Genomic DNA, 18037 nt, shown 5'->3' on the forward strand with positions numbered 1-18037 from the left:
TCAGCCGTGCCGCGGGTCGGGCCGGTCGATGCTCCAGTGCCGGGCGGACTGGCAGAACCAGCGGCGCTCCTCCTCGCCGCGCGGCAGCAGCGAGAAGCGGCTGACGGTGCGCTGCCCGCCCTCGTAGTCGCCGAAGAGTATGTCGACCGTGATCCGCTCCCGGTCCTTGATCAGCCGGGTCAGCAGCTCCCGGTCCGGGTGGTCCTGCTCGCGGACGGCGGCGTGCCAGAAGCCGGTGTCGCCGGGGGCGACGTACAGGTCGCGGCCCTGCCGGTGGAAGGACTCCAGCGGCGGCGCGTCCGGATCGGCGTCCGCCGACAGCTGCCCCACCCGCCAGCCGTGGATCACCCCGAGGCCCGGTCCGACGTTGCGGATCGACATGGCCAGGTAGATCTCCCCGTCGTCGGCCTGGTGCACGTAGCCCATGCTGCCGGTGAGCCTGGTCCAGTGGCCGTCCAGCCACATCACCTTCTGCTCCGGCGCCTCCAGCCGGGAGGCGATGAACAGCGGGCGCAGCGACGCCTGCACCGCCCGTTCGGCGGACAGCGCGGCGCGGTCCGCGGAGCGGATGGACGCGAACGAGGCGGCCGCCAGGACGAGTGTTCCCCCGGCGGTGGCCAGGGCGGAGACGGTCCCCCAGTCAGTCATGGGCGTCAGCCTAGGGGACGCGCCGGACCAGGGCCGACGGTCGGTCACCGGTACCGGTGGTGGTGCTCGGATACAAGGGGTGTCGCGGTCGTTTTCGAGCCATAGGGGTGGATCCTGGGGCTAGCACGTCCAAATCAGGACTGAACGGTGCGACTCGCTGGGTACGGTGAGCCAACAGCAATCACACAGTCGTACCGGCGGAGGCATGCAGGCAGGCAGCCGCACCCAACTGGAAGGCATGGTGGCACCGTATGGGTTCGCTTTCGCGAAGAGACGTCCTGGCCGGGGGAGCGGTGGCTGCGGCAGCGGCCCTGGGTGTGGCCGGCTGCGCGGCCGGTGCGCGCACCGGCTCGGCCGACTCCCGGCCGGGTGACGCGACCGTCCCGCACCGGGAGGTCCCCCCGGCGGCCCCGGCCGCCCGGCCGGTCACGGCCGTCCGGCTGATCGGCGACGGCTCGACCGCCGACACCGGACCGCAGCCGCACCAGCCGGTGCCCGAGCGGCTGCTGCCGGGACAGCAGCCGCCGCAGTTCGTGGTGTTCTCCTGGGACGGCGCGGGCGAGGACAGCAAGGCCCTGTTCTCGCACTACCGCAAGGTCGCCCAGGAGACCAACGCCACCATGACCTTCTTCCTCTCCGGGATCTACACCCTGCCGGAGAGCAAGAAGGAGACCTACCTGCCGCCCGGCCACCGCCCCGGGGCGTCCGACATCGGCTACCTCAAGGACGAGCACATCCGGGCGACGCTACAGCAGGTCGGACCGGCCTGGCTGGAGGGGCACGAGATCGGCACCCACTTCAACGGCCACTTCTGCGACCCGGGCTCCGGCGTCGGCGTGTGGACCCCGGACCAGTGGCACAGCGAGATCGACCAGGCCGTCGGCTTCGTCACCAACTGGAAGAGCAACACCGGCTTCACCGACCTCGACCCGCTGCCCTTCGACTACCGCAAGGAGCTGATCGGCAGCCGCACCCCCTGCCTGCTCGGTCAGGACCGGCTGCTGCCCGCCGCCCGCTCGCTCGGCTGGAAGTACGACGCCAGCTCGCCCGGCGGCCTCCAGGTCTGGCCGGACAAGCGCGGCGGCCTGTGGGACTTCCCGCTCCAGGGCATCCCGTTCCCCGGGCACAGCTTCGAGGTGCTGTCGATGGACTACAACATGATGGCCAACCAGTCCCACGCCAAGGTCAACGGCGATCCGTCGATGCGCCCCTACTGGCAGCACCAGGCGTACAGCTCGTACATGGCCGGATTCAACCGCGCCTACAGCACCAACCGGGCGCCGATGTACATCGGCAACCACTTCGAGAGCTGGAACGGCGGCATCTACATGACCGCCGTCGAGCAGGCGCTGCGGGACATCGCGGCCAAGCCCGACGTCCGGCTGGTGTCCTTCCGGCAGCTGGTGGAGTGGCTCGACGCGCAGGACCCGGAGGTGCTGCGGCGGCTGCGGACGCTCCAGGTCGGGCAGCGGCCCGACGACTGGCGCGAGTACACCGGCACCGCCGGCACGGCCCGGACCGCGGCCCGCACCTCGGTGACCGTCTGATCCCGGCCCGGGCCGACCACGTGCGGACGATCTACTTGTAGACGATCGACTCGCCCTCGACGACCTTCACCACGCCCTTGCCGTAGCGGGTGTCGAAGGCCAGCTGCTGCTGGGCGCTGCCGGAGTTCGTGGTCACGATCACGGCGCAGTGGACGCCGTTGGTCGTGCCGCGCGAGTTGATCACGATGCCGTGGCCGCGCCAGTAGCCCAGGTCGTGCGCGATCCGGGCGAGCACCTGGGCCTGGCGCAGGTAGGAGTACCGGGCGACGACGAACGCCAGCCTGGTCCGCCCGGCCAGGGCCAGGGCCGCGGCGTCCAGCTTCGGGTTCGGCAGCCGGTAGACCACCAGCTGGTCGTGCGGGTCGTCGACCAGCACCGAGGCGTAGCTGGTGCCGAAGTGCCGCTCCAGGTAGGGGGCGAGCCGCTGCGCGGTGGCGTCCAGGCCGCCGCCCTGGCCGTACCCGGCGCCGGGGCCGGTCCCGGTCCCGGTCCCGGTCGCGCTGCCGGTCGGGCTGCCGGACGGCGGCGGTGCGGACGGGTGCCGGTGGTGGTGCCTGGGTCCGGACGAGGGGGAGCCGGTGGCGGTGGCGGTGCCCGAGGCGTCGTCCACCGCCTGCATGCTGTGGCCGGGCGTCGGCGAGCCGCCGCCCTGGGCCGCGGTGGTCCGGTTGCACGCGGCCGCCCCGCCGAGCAGCAGGGCGCCGGTCAGCAGCGCCGCCGCCGTCCGCGCGCCGCGGGCCGCGCCGCGGCGCGGCGGTCTGCCGCCGCTCGGCTCTGCTCCGCCGTCCAGGCTGGTCCGCATCGGTCCCCCGTGTCCGTGTCATCCACCGCCCGCCGGATGCGGTTGGTGTCCGTTGCCGCCGGGCGTCCCCGGTTCCGGGAGCATCCTCCCGGGAGACAGTCTGACGTCCTTCGGGTCCAGGTGGTTCCCCGGGCTCCAGTCTGATCCGCGCGCGGCCGCCTTTCAGCCTCCTTTCAGCCCACTCCCACCCGCCGATCGGCGGGGGTGGCCAAGTCCCTGGAGTGACGCGGAGCGGGCGGCGCCGACGGCATGCTGGTCATCGGGACACCCGTCCGTTCCGGGGCCCGAACCGTCAGGCGGCACCACCACCGCCCGCCGCCGCGGACCAGGCCGTCCGCCCACCCCGCAGTCCACGCACCGGAGCCGTCTTCCATGTCACAAGCCGCAGCCGCGCCCATGGCACAGCGCGTCAGTTTCCGTACCGTCGTCTGGTACCTGCGGACGGTCGGTTGCCTCAACATCCTGGGCGCGGTGTCGGCGTCCTTCCGGAGCCAGGTCCAGCACCACAACGTGGGCGACTTCTACACGCCCTTCCTGCTCACCGCGGGCTTCGCGTCCGGTGCCTTCGCGCTGTTCCTGGCGGTCATGATGAACCGTCACAAGCGGGCCGCCTGGATCGCCAACATGGTGCTGGCGTGGCTGTTCACGGTGGAGTTCGGCGCCGCCCTGGCACTGCGTCCGGAGGTGCGCGAGCACCCGTTCAACTGGCTGACGGCGGGCATCACCCTGCTGTTCACGGTGGCGCTGGTGCTCGGCCGCAAGGACTTCCGGGCCCGGGGCGACCGGTCCAACCCCGGGCTGGCGCTGGGCGTGCTGCTGGTCGGCGGCGCGGTCACCTTCCTGGTCGGCGGGACGCTGGTGGGGCTGACCAACAGTGAGACCGGCTCCTCGCTGTCGGACCGGCTGGCCTACGTGCTGCTGCGGGTGATCTCGCTCGGCCTCAACGGCTCGCCGGACCTCTACGTGCTGGTGCCGCGCTGGGTCGACGTGTCGATCAACGTGCTCAGCGTCGGCGTGCTGCTGGTGGTGCTGTACGCGCTGTTCCGCTCGCCCCGCGGCAAGGAGTACCTGGACGCGGCCGACGAGGCCCGGCTGCGGGCGCTGCTGGAGCGGCACGGCGACCGGGACTCGCTGGGCTACTTCGCGCTGCGCCGGGACAAGTCGGTGGTCTTCTCGCCCTCGGGCAAGGCCGCGGTCACCTACCGGGTGCTCGGCGGGGTGTCGCTGGCCTCCGGCGACCCGATCGGCGACGTCGAGGCCTGGCCCGGCGCGATCGAGTGCTGGCTGCGGCAGGCCCGGGAGAACGCCTGGGTCCCGGCGGTCACCGGGGCCAGCGAGGAGGGCGGCATCGTCTACGCCCGGCACGGCCTGGACGCGCTGGAACTGGGCGACGAGGCGATCGTCGATGTCTCCGAGTTCACCCTGGAGGGGCGGGCCATGCGGACCGTCCGGCAGGCGCACAACAAGGTCCGCCGGGCGGGCTACAGCGTGCTGCTGCGCCGCCACGGCGAGATCGGCGACGCGGAGATGGAGACCCTGCTGGGCCGCGCCGACCAGTGGCGCGACGGCCAGACCGAGCGCGGCTTCTCGATGGCGCTGGGACGGCTGGGCGACCCCGGCGACGGCCGGTGCGCGATGCTGGAGTGCCGTGACGGCGACGGGGAGCTGCGGGCGCTGCTCAGCTTCGTGCCCTGGGGCGAGCACGGCCTGTCGCTGGACCTGATGCGCCGTGACCGGGACTCCGACAACGGCCTGCTGGAGTTCATGGTCATCGAACTGCTGCTGGGCGCCGAGCAGTTGGGCATCGAGCGGGTCTCCCTGAACTTCGCCGTGTTCCGCGCGGTGTTCGAGCGGGGCTCGCGGCTGGGGGCGGGTCCGTTCCTGCGGGCCTGGCGCTCGGTGCTGCTCTTCGTCTCCCGCTGGTGGCAGATCGAGTCGCTGTACCGGGCCAACGCCAAGTACCGCCCGCACTGGGAGCCGCGCTACCTGCTCTTCGAGCGCAGCCGCGACCTGCCCCGGATCGCGCTGGTGAACGCGTGCGCGGAGGGCTTCATCACCCAGCCCCGGCTGCCTTCGCTGTTCGGCCGCCGCCACCGCGCCGCTGCCGCCGCCGAGCAGCCGGTACTGCAGCGCGCCGCCTGACCCCTCCCGTCCGGCCGGGGGCGCCCGGCGCCGGTCAGCTCGGACCGCTCGGCGCCGGGAGCTCCGCGTGCACCAGGAAGCCGCCGTCCACGGTGGACCGGGAGACCAGCGTGCCGCCGAGCTGCTGGGCCCGCTCGCGCAGGCCGATCAGCCCGTGCCCGCCGCCGGGCAGCAGCAGCGGCTCCGCCCCTGGCTCGGGCGGCCCGTTGCGCACCTGGACGATCAGCGAGCCGCCCTCGGCGTGCAGCCGCACGGTCACCTCCGAGCCCGGCGCGTGCTTGCGGACGTTGGTCAGCGCCTCCTGCACCGTCCGGTAGGCCGCCCGCTCCACCGGCTCCGGCCAGCGGGCGCCACCGGCGACGTCCAGGCCCGACTCCAGCGCGGCGCTGACGCCGCTGGCGCCGATCAGCCGGGGCAGGTCCGCCAGCGTCGGCTGCGGGGTGAGCTCGCGCCCGTCGCCCCCGGCCGCGCGCAGCACGCCGACCATCTGCCGCAGCTCGTCCAGTGTCTTCACCGACAGTTGACGGATCGTCAAGGCGCCCTCGGTGACCGCCTCCGGTTCCTGCGCGCGGACTTGCAGCACGCTCGCCTGAATCGAGATCAGACTGACCTGGTGCGACACCACGTCGTGCATCTCCCGTGCCAGCCGGGCGCGTTCCATGGAGAGCACGCTGTTCGCCAGCAGCGCCTGCTCCCGCTCCTGGCCCCTCGTCAGCTCGTCCAGCCGCACCGCGAGTTCACGCCGGGTCTGGACCAGCAGTCCGAGCGCGACCGGGGCGGCGGCGGTCAGCAGCGAGTACAGCGCGGACAGCACCGTGGTCCGGTCCCAGCCGAGCGGGTAGTCGAACACCGGCCAGGGCACGAACTGGCACAGTGCCACCAGCAGCGCGCACAGCGCCACCGCCCAGCGCCGGCGGACGCAGGTCGCCACCGTGTACAGGGCCAGCATCGGCGCCAGCCAGATGTAGCTCAGCTGCATCCCGGGCACGGTCAGCAGCAGCACCGGCACCGGCCAGCGCCGCCGCAGCAGCAGCGCGGCGGCGGCCAGCAGCGAGGTGGACATCTGGGTGACCGAGCCCAGGTCGTTCGCCAGCAGCGCGTCCAGCGTCGCCAGCGCCGCCGGGACCAGGGTGGTCAGCCACGGCCGCAGGTACCAGCGCACCGGCTCGGTCACGGCCTGCGCCCCTGGCCGCCCTGCTCCGGACCGCCGAGCAGCCCCGCCTGGTGCGCGAAGACGGCGGCCTGGACCCGGTTCGCGGTGCCGAGCTTGGCCAGGATCGCGCTGATGTGGTCCTTGACCGTGCCGGTGCTCAGGAACAGCCGGGCGGCGATGTCGGCGTTGGACAGGCCCTCGCCGAGCAGCGCCAGCACGTCCAGCTCCCGGGTGGTCATGCTGCGCAGCCGGTCGGCGGTGTGCCGGTCGGGACCGGAGTCCAGGTAGCCGGCGATCACGGTCTCGGTGACCGCCGGGGACAGCACCCGGCCGCCCTCGGCCAGCACCCGGACCGCCTGCTTCAGCTGCTCCGGGTCGGTGTCCTTGAGCAGGAAGCCGCCCGCGCCGGCCCGCAGCGCGGTGCCGATGTACTCGTCGGTGTCGAAGGTGGTCAGCATCGCCACCGCCGGGGGCCGGGGCAGGGCGCGCAGCGCGCGCAGCACGGTCAGGCCGTCCACGTCGGGCATCCGGATGTCCAGCAGCACCACGTCCGGGGTGTGCTCCCGCACCGTCTCCACGGCCTCGCCGCCCGCGCAGGTGGCGACCACCTCGATGTCGGGGGCCGAGCCGACGATCAGGCTCAGGCCCGACCGTACGAGTGTCTCGTCGTCGACGACGATCACACGGATCAACGTGATCTCTCCTCGGTGCTGCTCGGTGCTGCTCGCGGACTGCCACTGACACTCTCACTGACGCCGCCGACGGCGCAGCCGTTGCCGGGCAGGCGGCCCGTGTCCGCGCGGAAACGCGGGTGCGGGCCGTAATGAGGGTACGAGAGCCGTGCCCGCCCGTCGCTGTCGCCGTCCCGGTGCGCCGTAGGCTGGGAAGTGCCGCGGCCGATGATCGGCTCAGGGCTTGCCGAACCCGGGCGACCCGGGCAGGCTTCGTCGATCGGCCCCGGCCGTACCTGTGAGTATCCGTGCGAGCACCCCAGGAGACGTGCATGACCGTACAGTCCGCGTCCGAGAGGCCCCGGTTCGACCTCGGCTCGGTCGCCTACGGCGGCGACTACAACCCCGAGCAGTGGCCGGAGGAGATATGGCCGCAGGACGTGGCGCTGATGCGGGAGGCCGGAGTGAACCTGGTCAGCCTGGGCATCTTCTCCTGGGCGCGGCTGGAGCCCCGCCCCGGGGAGTACGACTTCGGCTGGCTGGACCGGATCATCGGGCTGCTGCACGAGGCCGGGATCAGGATCGACCTGGCCACGCCCACCGCCGCGCCCCCGGCCTGGTTCCAGCGGGCCAACCCGCACGTCCGCCCGGTCACCGTGAGCGGCACGGTGCTCGGCTACGGCGCCCGGCAGACCTACTGCCCCAGCTCGCCCGAGTACGCCGGGGCCGCCGCCCGGATCACCACCGAGCTGGCCCGCCGCTACGCCGGGCACCCGGCGGTGGTGCTCTGGCACATCCACAACGAGTACGGCTGCCACACCTCCCGCTGCTACTGCGAGCAGTCGGTGAGTGCCTTCCGGGCCTGGCTGGCCGACCGCTACCGGACCGTGGAGGCGTTGAACGCCGCCTGGGGCACCGCCTTCTGGGGCCAGCTCTACGCCGACTTCGACGAGGTGGACGTGCCGCGCGAGGCCCCGGCCGCGGCCAACCCCTCGCAGCAGGTCGACTTCCGCCGGTTCAGCTCGGACGCGCTGCTGGAGTGCTACCGCCGCGAGCGCGACATCGTCCGCGCGGCCGACCCGTCGGTGCCGATCACCACCAACTTCATGGCCGGGCTCACCGACAACCTGGACCTGTGGCAGTGGGCGGAGGAGGTGGACGTGGTCGCGAACGACCACTACCTGACCGCCGCCCAGAAGGACAACCACATCAACCTGTCGCTGTCGGCCGACCTGACCCGCTCGCTGGCCGGGGGACGGCCCTGGCTGCTGATGGAGCACTCCACCTCGGCGGTCAACTGGCAGGGGCACAACATCGCCAAGCGCCCGGGTGAGCTGGCCCGCAACAGTCTGGCGCACCTGGCCCGGGGCGCCGACGGGATCATGTTCTTCCAGTGGCGGGCGTCCCGCAACGGGGTGGAGAAGTTCCACTCGGCGATGGTGCCGCACGCGGGCACCGACACCCGGCTCTGGCGCGAGGTGGTGGCGCTGGGCGCGCGGCTCGGCAAGCTGGAGGAGGTCTGCGGGACCAGGGTCGAGGCCAAGGCCGCGATCGTCTGGGACTGGGAGTCCCGCTGGAACCTGGACTGCGGCAACAAGCCGTCCACCGACCTTGGCTTCCGGGAGCGGCTGGACGCCTTCTACGCCTGCCTCTGGCACGCGGGCCTGACCGTGGACTTCGTCCACCCGGGCGCGGACCTGTCCGGCTACCGGCTGGTGCTGGCGCCCTCGATGTACGTCACCAGCGCCGCCTGGGCCGAGAACCTGCGCGGCTGGGTGCGCTCCGGCGGCACCCTGGTCTCCTCGTACTTCACCGGCATCGTGGACCAGAACGGCGCGGTGCACCTGGGCGGCTACCCCGGCGCGCTGCGGGACATCCTGGGCGTGCGGACCGAGGAGTTCCTGCCGCTGCTGCCCGGGCAGCGGGTCAAGCTGGCCTCGGAGGACCCGGGCATCCCCGCCGGATCGGCCTCCCGCTGGGCCGAGGACCTGCGGCTGGACGGCGCGGCGGCGGTGCTGCGGCACAGCGAGGGACCGGGGGCGGGCCGTCCGGCGGTGACCCGCCACGGCTTCGGCGAGGGCACCGCCTGGTACCTGGCCACCGCCCCGGACCAGTCCACCCTGGACGCGGTGCTCCGGGCCGCCTGCGCCGACGCGGGCCTGGCGCTGCCGGTGGGGCGCCCGGCCGGGGTCGAGTGCGTGCGCCGGGTCGGCGCCGGCGGTGACGAGTTCGACTTCCTGATCAACCACACCGATCAGGACGTGGTGGTACCGCTCGGCGGCGAGCAGGTCACCGTCCCGGCCGGGCGGGTCCGGGTGGTGGTCAGCACCCGCTGACCGCTGGCTACCATGACAGCAGTCGGCCGGGTCCGGCCGGGTCGTGAGCGGGGGCGGGGATGACGACGGGGCAGCGCGCGCAGAGCCAGGTCTTCGGCGAGGTGGCCGAGCGCTACCACGCCGCTCGGCTGGGCTACCCGGAGGAACTGGTCGCCGACGTCCTCGGCTTCGCGGACCTCGGCGACCGCCCGGTGGTCGAGGTCGGCGCCGGGACCGGCAAGGCCACGGTGTCCTTCGCCGCCCACGGCCTGGACCTGACCTGTCTCGAACCGGACCCGAGGATGGCCGAGGTGCTGCGGCGCACGGTCGCGCCCTATCCGGCGGTGCGGGTCGAGAACCTGGTGTTCGAGGACTGGCGGCCCGGCGGGCGGCGCTTCGGCCTGCTGTACGCGGCGACCTCCTGGCACTGGACCGACCCGGCCCGCCGCTGGGACCTGGCGCACGCCGCGCTGGTGCCCGGGGGCGCGCTGGCGCTGTTCTGGAACGGCGCCGGGGTGGTCGACCCCGCCCTGCACGCGGCGCTGGCGGCGGCGGACGCCGCGTACCCGGACCTGGAGCCGCCGCATGCCCGGCTGGCGTCGGAGTTCGACGGCGGCATCGGGGAGTGGCGCGAGGCGAGCGGCTGGCCGGAGGCCGAGTGCCGCCGCGACGGGCGCTTCACCGATCTGGTCTCCACCCGCCACGCGCGCCCGCAGCACTTCGGCACCGCCCATTACCTGGACTACCTGGACACCATCTCCCGCTACCGGATCCTCCCGGACGACCGCCGGGAGCAGGTCCTCCAGCAGACCGCCCGGATCCTGGACGCCCACGGCGGCGGCATCGACATGATCCTCTTCACCCACGCCTTCAAGGCCCGCGCCCGCTGACCCCCGTGCCCACCGGTCCTTGACCGGCGGGCGGCCCTGGGTCACTATTCCACTATTGAATGAGTGAAAGGGTGATGCGGGCATGATCGAGTACCGCATCGATCGGCGCAGCGGCGTGGCCACGTACCTCCAGATCGTCCAGCAGACCAAGCAGGCGCTGCGGCTGGGGCTGCTCCAGCCCGGCGACAAGCTGCCCACCGCCCGCGAGGTGGTCGAGGCGACGGCGATCAACCCGAACACCGTGCTCAAGGCGTACCGCGAGCTCGACCGGGAGGGGCTGGTCGAGCCCAGGCCCGGCCTCGGCACCTTCGTCCGGCGTTCGCTGGCGCGGCCCGAGGCGGGGGCGGACGGGGAGTTGCGGGCCGAGCTCAGCGCCTGGATGGACCGGGCCCGGCGGGCCGGTCTGGAACGTGAGGACGTCACCGCGCTGGTTGCGTCCGTGGTGGAGCAGACTTTCGAGGGGGCGCGATGAGCACTGAACTGATGGACGATCAGATAGCCTTGCGGGCAGTCGGGTTGGGCAAGTCGTACGGTCGGGGTTGGGCGCTGCGGGGGTGCGGCTTCCAGATCCCGGCCGGTCGGGTGTGCGGCCTGGTCGGCCCCAACGGGGCGGGCAAGAGCACGCTGCTGGCACTCGCCGCCGGGCTGCTGGCCCCGACCGAGGGCAGCGTCGAGGTGTTCGGCGACAGCGCGCGCGGACCCCGGTCGCGCCGCCACTTCGCCTATGTCGCCCAGGACAAGCCGCTGTACGAGCGGTTCACCGTCGCCGAGACGCTGCGCCTGGGCCGCGAGCTCAACCCCGACTGGGACGAGGCGGTGGCCGCCCGGGTGGTGGACCAGGGCGAACTGCCGGCGCGGGCGCGGATCGGCGGCCTCTCCGGCGGCCAGCGCACCCGGGTCGCGCTGGCGCTGGCGCTCGGCAAGCGCCCGCGCCTGCTGCTGCTGGACGAGCCGATGTCCGACCTGGACCCGCTGGCCCGGCACCAGTTGCTGGGCACGCTGATGGCGGAGGCGGCCGAGCACGGCACCACCATCGTGCTGTCCACCCACATCCTGGCCGAACTCGAAGGCGTCATCGACTACCTGCTGCTGGTGGACCGGGGGCGGGTCCGGCTGGCCGGGGAGTCGGAGGAGATCCTGGCCGCGCACCGGCTGCTGGTCGGCGCCGGACCGGCCGGGCGGCTGACCGCCCACACGGTGGTCGAGGAACGCCTCCAGGGACGCCAACTCACGGCGCTGATACGGCCGCGGGGACCGGTCGCGGGGGAGTGGCAGCACACCGAACCGACCCTGGAGGAACTGCTGCTGGCGTATCTGCGCGCGCCGCAGGCCCCCTCGCTCTACACCTCGAAGGCCGTGGTCGACCAGGCGGTGGCCGCGTGAGCGCGGGCGCGGCCCGGGCCGCCGGGCCGCCCTGGTACCGGACCGAACGGCTGCACGGCGCGGCCTGGCTGGCGTGGCGTCAGAACCGTTGGCTGGTGGGGACGTCGGCGGCGGTGGTGGCGCTGGTCGCGGCCGTCCTCGGCTACCAGGCGCACCAGATCGACGCGGCCGCGGCGGGCCCGCTGGGTACCCGGTGCGGCCCGGCGGGGGCGGATCCGTTCACCGACTCCCATGGCATCGGTTCGACCTGCGGGAACTACTTCAACAGCGAACTGCGCTTCACCAGCCTGTCGCTGACGCTGGTTCAGCTCGGCCTCACGGTGCTGCCGGTGCTGGTCGGCATGTTCGTCGGGGCGCCCCTGCTGTCCCGCGAGTACGAGCGGCGCACCCATCTGCTGGTCTGGAGCCAGTCGGTGTCGCCCACCCGCTGGCTCGCCGCGCGGCTCGGCGCCGCGGTGGCCGTGGTCGGACTGGCCACGGTCGCGCTGACCGGGATGTCCGACTGGTTCTGGCACGACCAGGCGCAGCCGCGGGGAACGCTCAGTGACTACCGCTACGACGTGCTGGCCTACGCCTCCAGCGGGCTGATGCCGGTGGCCTACTCGCTCTACACGCTGGCGCTGGGGGCGGTGGTGGGGCTGCTGCTGCGCCGGGCCCTGCTCGCGATCGGGGTGACCGGCCTGCTCGCGGTGCTGACCGACGTCGTCCTGTACCAGCTGCGTCCGCACCTCTACCCGGCGGTCAACGGGGTCCAGCCGTTCTCCGGGGACTACGACGGCTTCCTCGCGCCGCCGGACGCCTGGGTGGTCTCCAGCGGGCAGATCCTGCCGAACGGCACCCGGATCACCACTGCCAGCGGCTGCGACGGTTGCGCCAACCCCAAGGCCTACTACGGGAGTTATCAGCCCGCCTCGCACTTCTGGCCGCTCCAGTCGGTCGAGGCGGGGATCCTGCTGGCGCTGGCCCTGGCCCTGTTCGGGCTGGTGCTGTACCGGGTGCGCGGCGCCCGGCGCTGACCCGGCCCGCGGGTCGCGGCTGATCGGCCGCGACCCGCGGACCCCCGTGGCGGATCCGGTGACACCGGCCGCCGCGGGCTACATCCGGTCGACCGAGGTGACCCGCAGTACCGCCCGGCCCTCCTCGTCCGAGGAGGCCAGGTCGACCTCGGCGCTGATGCCCCAGTCGTGGTCCCCGGCCGGGTCGTCGAAGATCTGCCGGACCAGCCAGGCGCCCTGCACCGACTCGTCGTCGATGATCAGCATCTTCGGACCGCGCGCGTTCGGCCCGGTGCCGAGGTCGTCGTGCTCGTCCCAGTACCCGTCCATGGCGTCGGCCCACCTGTCCTGGTCCCACCCGCCCTCCCGTCGCCCGCCGCCACTGTCGGACCCGCCCTGCGCGGCACCCCGATCCTCCGAGTCCAGCTCGCCGAGGTCGAAGTACCGTTCCAGCGCCGCCAGTTCGACCCGGCGGAACATCGCGTTGCGGACCAGCACCCGGAACGCCCGGACGTTCGCGGTGACCGGAGCGGTCCGCTCGTCCAGCAGCTCCAGCTCGCGCTCCTCCTCGTCCTCGGGGTTGGCCAGCTTCTCCCACTCGTCCAGCAGGCTGGAGTCGACCTGCCGGACCAGCTCGCCCAGCCAGGAGATCAGGTCCCGCAGGTCCTCCGACTTGAGGTCGTCCGGGACGGTGTGCTCCAGCGCCTTGTACGCCCCGGCCAGGTACCGCAGCACCAGGCCCTCGGTGCGGGCGAGTTCGTAGAAGCCGACGTAGTCGGCGAAGGTCATCGCCCGCTCGTAGAGGTCCCGGGCGACGGTCTTGGGCCGCAGCGGGTGGTCGCCGATCCACGGGTGGGCGCGCCGGTAGACCTCGTACGCGTGGCCGAGCAGTTCCTCCAGCGGCTTGGGGTAGCTGATCTCCTGCAGCCGCTCCATCCGCTCCTCGTACTCGATCCCGTCGCGCTTCATCTCGGCCACGGCCTCGCCGCGGGCCTTGTTCTCCTGCGCGGCGACGATCTGCCGCGGGTCGTCCAGCGTCGACTCGACCACGCTGAGCACGTCCAGCGCGTACGTGGGGGACTCGACGTCCAGCAGCTCGAAGGCGGCCAGGGCGAAGGTGGACAGCGGCTGGGTGAGTGAGAAGTCCTGCTGGAGGTCGACCGTGAGCCGGACGATCCGCCCGGTCTCGTCCGGGGTCTCCAGCCGCTCCACCACGCCGCCCGCCAGCAGTGAGCGGTAGATGGCGATGGTCTCGCTGATGTGGCGGCGGCGGGCCTTCGGGTCGTCGTCGTTGTCGAGCAGCAGGTGCCGCATCGCCTCGAAGGCGTTGCCCGGACGGTTGATCACCGACAGCAGCATCAGGTGGCTCACCCGGAACCGGGAGACCAGCGGCTCCGGCTGGGCGTCGATCAGCTTGGTGAAGGTCTCCTCACCCCAGGAGATGAAGCCGTCCGGGGCCTTCTTGCGGACCACCTTGCGCTTCTTCTTGGGGTCGTCCCCGGCCTTGGCCAGGGCCTTCTCGTTCTCGGTGACGTGCTCGGGGGCCTGCGCGACCACCGTCCCCACGGTGTCGAACCCGGCCCGCCCGGCCCGCCCGGCGATCTGGTGGAACTCGCGGGCGCGCAGCAGCCGGACCCGCTGGCCGTCGTACTTGGACAGCGCGGTGAACAGCACCGTGCGGATCGGCACGTTGACGCCCACGCCCAGGGTGTCGGTACCGCAGATCACCTTCAGCAGCCCGGCCTGGGCCAGCCGTTCGACCAGGCGCCGGTACTTCGGCAGCATCCCGGCGTGGTGCACGCCGATGCCGTGCCGGACGAACCGGGACAGGTTCCGGCCGAACTTGGTGGTGAACCGGAAGTTGCCGATCAGCGCGGCGATCGCGTCCTTCTCGGCCTTGGAGCACATGTTGATGCTCATCAGCGCCTGCGCCCGCTCCACGGCGGCGGCCTGGGTGAAGTGCACCACGTAGACCGGCGCCTGGCCGGTGGAGAGCAGTGTCTCCAGGGTGTCGTGGATGGGCGTGCGCTGGTACTCGTAGAACAGCGGGACCGGGCGCTCGACCGAGGCCACGGTGGTGGTCGGCCGCCCGGTGCGGCGCTTCAGGTCCGCCTCGAACCGGCGGACGTCGCCGAGGGTCGCCGACATCAGCAGGAACTGCGCCTGCGGCAGCTCGATCAGCGGCACCTGCCAGGCCCAGCCCCGGTCCGGTTCGGCGTAGAAGTGGAACTCGTCCATCACCACCTGGCCGACGTCGGCCTGGCCGCCGTCGCGCAGCGCGATGCTGGCCAGGATCTCGGCGGTGCAGCAGATGATCGGCGCCATCGGGTTGACGCTGGCGTCGCCGGTCATCATGCCGACCTGGCTGGTGCCGAACATCTTCACCAGGTCGAAGAACTTCTCCGAGACCAGGGCCTTGATCGGCGCGGTGTAGAAGGTGCGCTCGCCGCGGGCCAGGGCGGCGAAGTGCGCGCCCGCCGCGACCAGGCTCTTACCCGAGCCGGTGGGGGTGTTCAGGATGACGTTGGACCCGGAGACGATCTCGATCAGCGCCTCCTCCTGCGCGGGGTAGAGCGTGATCCCGCGTTCCTCCGCCCAGCCCGCGAAAGCGGTGAAGAGATCATCGGGCAGTGGTTCGGCGGGGATGAGATCAGTCAGGGTCACCGCCCTATCTTGCCCTAAGCAGCGGTTCCGCCGGGATCGGCGGACGGGGCCACCGCTTGTCACTCTTACTTAGGTAAGGCTAACCTAATAAGCACTTCTGACGCTTGATCGAGGAAGGCCCTCCCCGTGCCCCTGCCCTGGACCTCCCCTGCCCTGACGCTGTATTCGGCGGCCCCGGCGCCCTCCACTCCGCTCGGCCCCTTCACGGACAGCGCGGTGGCCTGGGCCACCTGGGTCACCCTGATGGGCTTCGTCGGTCTGGTCGCCCTGGCGCTGCTCGCCGCGGTACCGGCCGCCGCCCGCAGCGCGCCCGGGGCGGTGCCCGCGGTCACCGCCAGGCTCGCCCGGGCCGCGCTGGTCACCGGCGTGCTCGCGGTCCCCGCGGTGCTCACCGGACTCGCCCGCGGCGCGGCGGGCGACAGCGGCTACGACTACGCGGCGGCCTGGAACTCCCTGTACGACGGCAGCAACGACGGCCGCCTGTCCGGGATCGAGGTCAGCTGCTCGCTGCTCGGAGCCGTACTGGTGGCGCCGCTGGCCCGGCGGTCGGTCGCGGCGTCCGGGCGGGCCCGCCGCCGGCTGCTCGGCGCGGGACTGGCCGCGGGCGCGGTCGCGCTCGGCAGCACCAGGTTCCCGGACGCGATGCCGGTCGGCGACTGGGGCCGCACCGTCTTCTCCACCCTGATGTGGCTGCTGCACCTGATCGGCGGCGGCGTCTGGCTCGGCGGACTGGCCGGGCTGCTGCTGCTCGCCGCCCCCGGCGCGGTCCGCGAGGCGCTGCCCGAGGACGCGCGCGGCGCCTTCTGGTCCGGCACGATCCGCCGCTTCTCGGTCTGCGCCATGGCCTCGGTCGCCGCCATCACGCTGTCCGGCCTGTTCCTGTACTGGGAGCACGTGGACGGCCCCGGCCAGCTGCTCAGCACCATGTACGGGCGGGTGCTCGGGGTGAAGATCCTGATCTTCGGCGCGCTGCTGCTGCTCGGCGTGTTCAACCAGTTCTGGCTGCACCCGCGGATCGAGGCGCTGCGGGCCGCGGGCGACCAGCGCCCGCTGCGCACCCTGCTGCTGCGCAGGTTCCCGCTGGTGGTCGCGGTCGAGGTGGTCTGCGGTCTGCTGCTGCTGTTCGTCGCCCCCTTCCTGCACGGCTCCGCCCGCAACCAGGCGTACCAGGCGCGGGTCGCCGAGCACTCCGCCACCGCCGTCCCGGCGAAGCGGCTGCCGAGGCTCGCGCCGAAGCAGGCCGACGCGTCCACCTGGGTCTACGGCACGCTGGAGACGCTGGCCGTGGTCGGCCTGATGGGCGCCGGCTACCGCTACTCCGGTCGGCTGGCCCGCCGCCGCGCGACCGCCGCCGCGCCCGCAGTGGGGCCGCTGCGGGCGCCGGACCTTACCGAAGCCTGACAGAAGCCCGCCCCTGCTGGTCGGACCACAGCGTGAAGTGGTGCAATCGAGGTATGGACAAGGACGGCGGACTCGCCGGCAAGCCGGTCGGTCGACGCGTGGTGATCGGCGTGAGCGCGCTGGGCGCGCTCGGGGTGGCCTTCGGCGCGCGGATCGAGAGCGCCCTGAACGGCGTGCTCGGCGCCATCAGCGCGCACGACCCGACCGGCATCACCTCGCTGCTCCCGGGCGGGGGCGGCTTCCAGTTCTACAACGTCGCCTCCTTCCTCCCGTACCGCAGCGACCAGGACTACCGGCTCACCATCGACGGGCTGGTCGACCACCCGACCACGTACACCCTGGCCGAGCTGGCGGCGCTGCCGCAGACCACGCTGGTCCGCGACGTGCAGTGCGTGACCGGCTGGCGGGTGCCGAACACCGAGTTCGGCGGGGTGCTGCTGTCGGAGCTGCTGGACCGGGCCGGGGTGAAGCCGGAGGGCAAGGCGCTGCGCTTCACCTGCTTCGACGACGTCTACAGTGAGAGCCTGACCCTGGCCGAGGCCCGGCGTCCGGACGTGATGGTGGCGCACCAGATGGACAAGGTGCCGGTCACCCGGGACCACGGCGGCCCGGTGCGGCTGTACGTGGCGCCGATGTACTTCTACAAGTCCGCCAAGTGGCTCTCCGGGATCACCGTCACCGACCGGGTGATGCCGGGCTACTGGGAGCAGAACGGCTACGACGTCGAGGCCTGGGTCGGCCGCTCCAACGGGCGCACCGACGCCCCGATCGATGGTGAATGAGCCGATGGCGCACACACACCCGGTGGACGAGCTGCGCCGGTTCACCGCCGCCGAGCGCTGGGTGCACCGCGCCACCTCGACGCTGATGACGCTGGCGATCCTGAGCGCGCTCTTCCTCTACGTGCCCGGCTTCGCCGAGCTGGTCGGCCGCCGACTGCTGCTGGTGACGGTGCACGAGTGGTCCGGGATCCTGCTGCCGCTGCCGCTCGCGGTCGGGCTGTTCTTCAAGGGCGTCCGGGCCGACATGCGCGCCCTGGACCGCTTCGGTCCGCAGGACAAGGGGTGGGTCTGGCGGGCGATGCGGCACGGCACCGGCATGGCCGGACCGGCGGGCAAGTTCAACGCCGGGCAGAAGCTGTACTCGGCGCTGATCGCCGGACTGGTGGTGGTGATGGTCGGCACCGGGCTGATGATGTGGTTCACCGCGCTGTCCCCGCTGAACCTGCGCACCGGCGCCAGCTACGTCCACGACTGGCTGGCGCTGGCGATCGGCCTGCTGGTGCTCGGGCACATCCGGATGGCGATGAAGGACCCGGAGGCCCGGCACGGCATGCGCACCGGCTGGGTGACCCGCTCCTGGGCCCGCCGCGAGCACCGGCTCTGGGAGGAGCAGGAGCGGCCGGAGGAGCAGGACTGACGCGCGC

At 72.7% G+C, this 18037-nt stretch carries 15 protein-coding genes; 10 read left to right on the plus strand and 5 right to left on the minus strand.

Features of this window, described 5'->3' with window-relative positions:
* Entirely contained in the window at positions 1-648 is a 648-nt protein-coding gene (locus tag GXP74_RS14250) for a hypothetical protein (RefSeq protein WP_182451858.1), read from the minus strand.
* Positions 649-899: 251 nt separating this feature from the next.
* Here GXP74_RS14250 and GXP74_RS14255 point away from each other — a divergent pair, with 251 nt between their 5' ends.
* Positions 900-2195, plus strand: a complete 1296-nt coding sequence (locus tag GXP74_RS14255; RefSeq protein WP_182451859.1) for a hypothetical protein — start codon at positions 900-902, stop codon at positions 2193-2195.
* A 31-nt stretch (positions 2196-2226) separates the two neighbouring features.
* Here the strand turns inward: GXP74_RS14255 and GXP74_RS14260 are convergent, their stop codons facing one another.
* On the minus strand, positions 2227-2997 hold the full coding sequence (locus GXP74_RS14260) for a hypothetical protein (protein ID WP_182451860.1): 771 nt from the start codon (positions 2995-2997) through the stop codon (positions 2227-2229).
* A gap of 372 nt (positions 2998-3369) precedes the next feature.
* On the opposite strand from GXP74_RS14260, the gene GXP74_RS14265 reads away from it, so the two are divergent.
* Entirely contained in the window at positions 3370-5139 is a 1770-nt protein-coding gene (locus GXP74_RS14265) for a phosphatidylglycerol lysyltransferase domain-containing protein (RefSeq protein ID WP_182451861.1), read from the plus strand.
* 34 nt (positions 5140-5173) lie between these two features.
* Here GXP74_RS14265 and GXP74_RS14270 read toward each other — a convergent pair whose 3' ends face one another.
* Positions 5174-6313 (minus strand): sensor histidine kinase, encoded by a 1140-nt coding sequence (locus tag GXP74_RS14270; RefSeq protein ID WP_225447921.1) that lies wholly within the window; start codon positions 6311-6313, stop codon positions 5174-5176.
* The gene (locus GXP74_RS14275; RefSeq protein WP_182451862.1) at positions 6310-6984 is read right to left on the minus strand and encodes a response regulator transcription factor; all 675 of its coding nucleotides are present in this window, start codon (positions 6982-6984) and stop codon (positions 6310-6312) included. The genes GXP74_RS14270 and GXP74_RS14275 overlap by 4 nt, the downstream gene beginning before the upstream one ends.
* A 311-nt stretch (positions 6985-7295) precedes the next feature.
* Here GXP74_RS14275 and GXP74_RS14280 point away from each other — a divergent pair, with 311 nt between their 5' ends.
* From GXP74_RS14280 to GXP74_RS14300, 5 genes are all read left to right on the plus strand, one after another.
* The gene (locus GXP74_RS14280) at positions 7296-9299 is read left to right on the plus strand and encodes a beta-galactosidase (RefSeq protein WP_182451863.1); all 2004 of its coding nucleotides are present in this window, start codon (positions 7296-7298) and stop codon (positions 9297-9299) included.
* A gap of 59 nt (positions 9300-9358) precedes the next feature.
* Positions 9359-10168 carry a trans-aconitate 2-methyltransferase gene (locus GXP74_RS14285; RefSeq protein ID WP_182451864.1) on the plus strand — a complete coding sequence of 270 codons (810 nt, stop codon included), beginning with the start codon at positions 9359-9361 and terminating at the stop codon, positions 10166-10168.
* An 82-nt stretch (positions 10169-10250) separates the two neighbouring features.
* Positions 10251-10640 carry a GntR family transcriptional regulator gene (locus tag GXP74_RS14290; protein ID WP_182451865.1) on the plus strand — a complete coding sequence of 130 codons (390 nt, stop codon included), beginning with the start codon at positions 10251-10253 and terminating at the stop codon, positions 10638-10640.
* Positions 10637-11551: an ABC transporter ATP-binding protein gene (locus GXP74_RS14295; RefSeq protein ID WP_225447922.1), complete on the plus strand. Its 915-nt coding sequence runs from the start codon at positions 10637-10639 to the stop codon at positions 11549-11551. Before GXP74_RS14290 ends, GXP74_RS14295 begins: the two co-directional genes overlap by 4 nt.
* Positions 11548-12567: a hypothetical protein gene (locus tag GXP74_RS14300; protein WP_182451866.1), complete on the plus strand. Its 1020-nt coding sequence runs from the start codon at positions 11548-11550 to the stop codon at positions 12565-12567. Before GXP74_RS14295 ends, GXP74_RS14300 begins: the two co-directional genes overlap by 4 nt.
* Positions 12568-12645: 78 nt before the next feature.
* On the opposite strand, the gene GXP74_RS14305 is transcribed toward GXP74_RS14300, so the two are convergent.
* Positions 12646-15210: an RNA helicase gene (locus GXP74_RS14305; protein WP_182451867.1), complete on the minus strand. Its 2565-nt coding sequence runs from the start codon at positions 15208-15210 to the stop codon at positions 12646-12648.
* A gap of 126 nt (positions 15211-15336) precedes the next feature.
* Here GXP74_RS14305 and GXP74_RS14310 point away from each other — a divergent pair, with 126 nt between their 5' ends.
* The 3 genes from GXP74_RS14310 to GXP74_RS14320 are packed head-to-tail and all read left to right on the plus strand — an operon-like array spanning position 15337 to position 18030.
* Positions 15337-16611, plus strand: a complete 1275-nt coding sequence (locus GXP74_RS14310; RefSeq protein ID WP_225447923.1) for a CopD family protein — start codon at positions 15337-15339, stop codon at positions 16609-16611.
* A gap of 53 nt (positions 16612-16664) precedes the next feature.
* On the plus strand, positions 16665-17393 hold the full coding sequence (locus GXP74_RS14315; protein ID WP_182451868.1) for a molybdopterin-dependent oxidoreductase: 729 nt from the start codon (positions 16665-16667) through the stop codon (positions 17391-17393).
* Positions 17394-17397: 4 nt separating this feature from the next.
* Positions 17398-18030, plus strand: a complete 633-nt coding sequence (locus GXP74_RS14320; protein WP_182451869.1) for a cytochrome b/b6 domain-containing protein — start codon at positions 17398-17400, stop codon at positions 18028-18030.
* Positions 18031-18037 lie beyond the last annotated feature (7 nt).

It is taken from the genome of Streptacidiphilus sp. P02-A3a (genome assembly GCF_014084105.1).
Taxonomy (GTDB): domain Bacteria; phylum Actinomycetota; class Actinomycetes; order Streptomycetales; family Streptomycetaceae; genus Streptacidiphilus.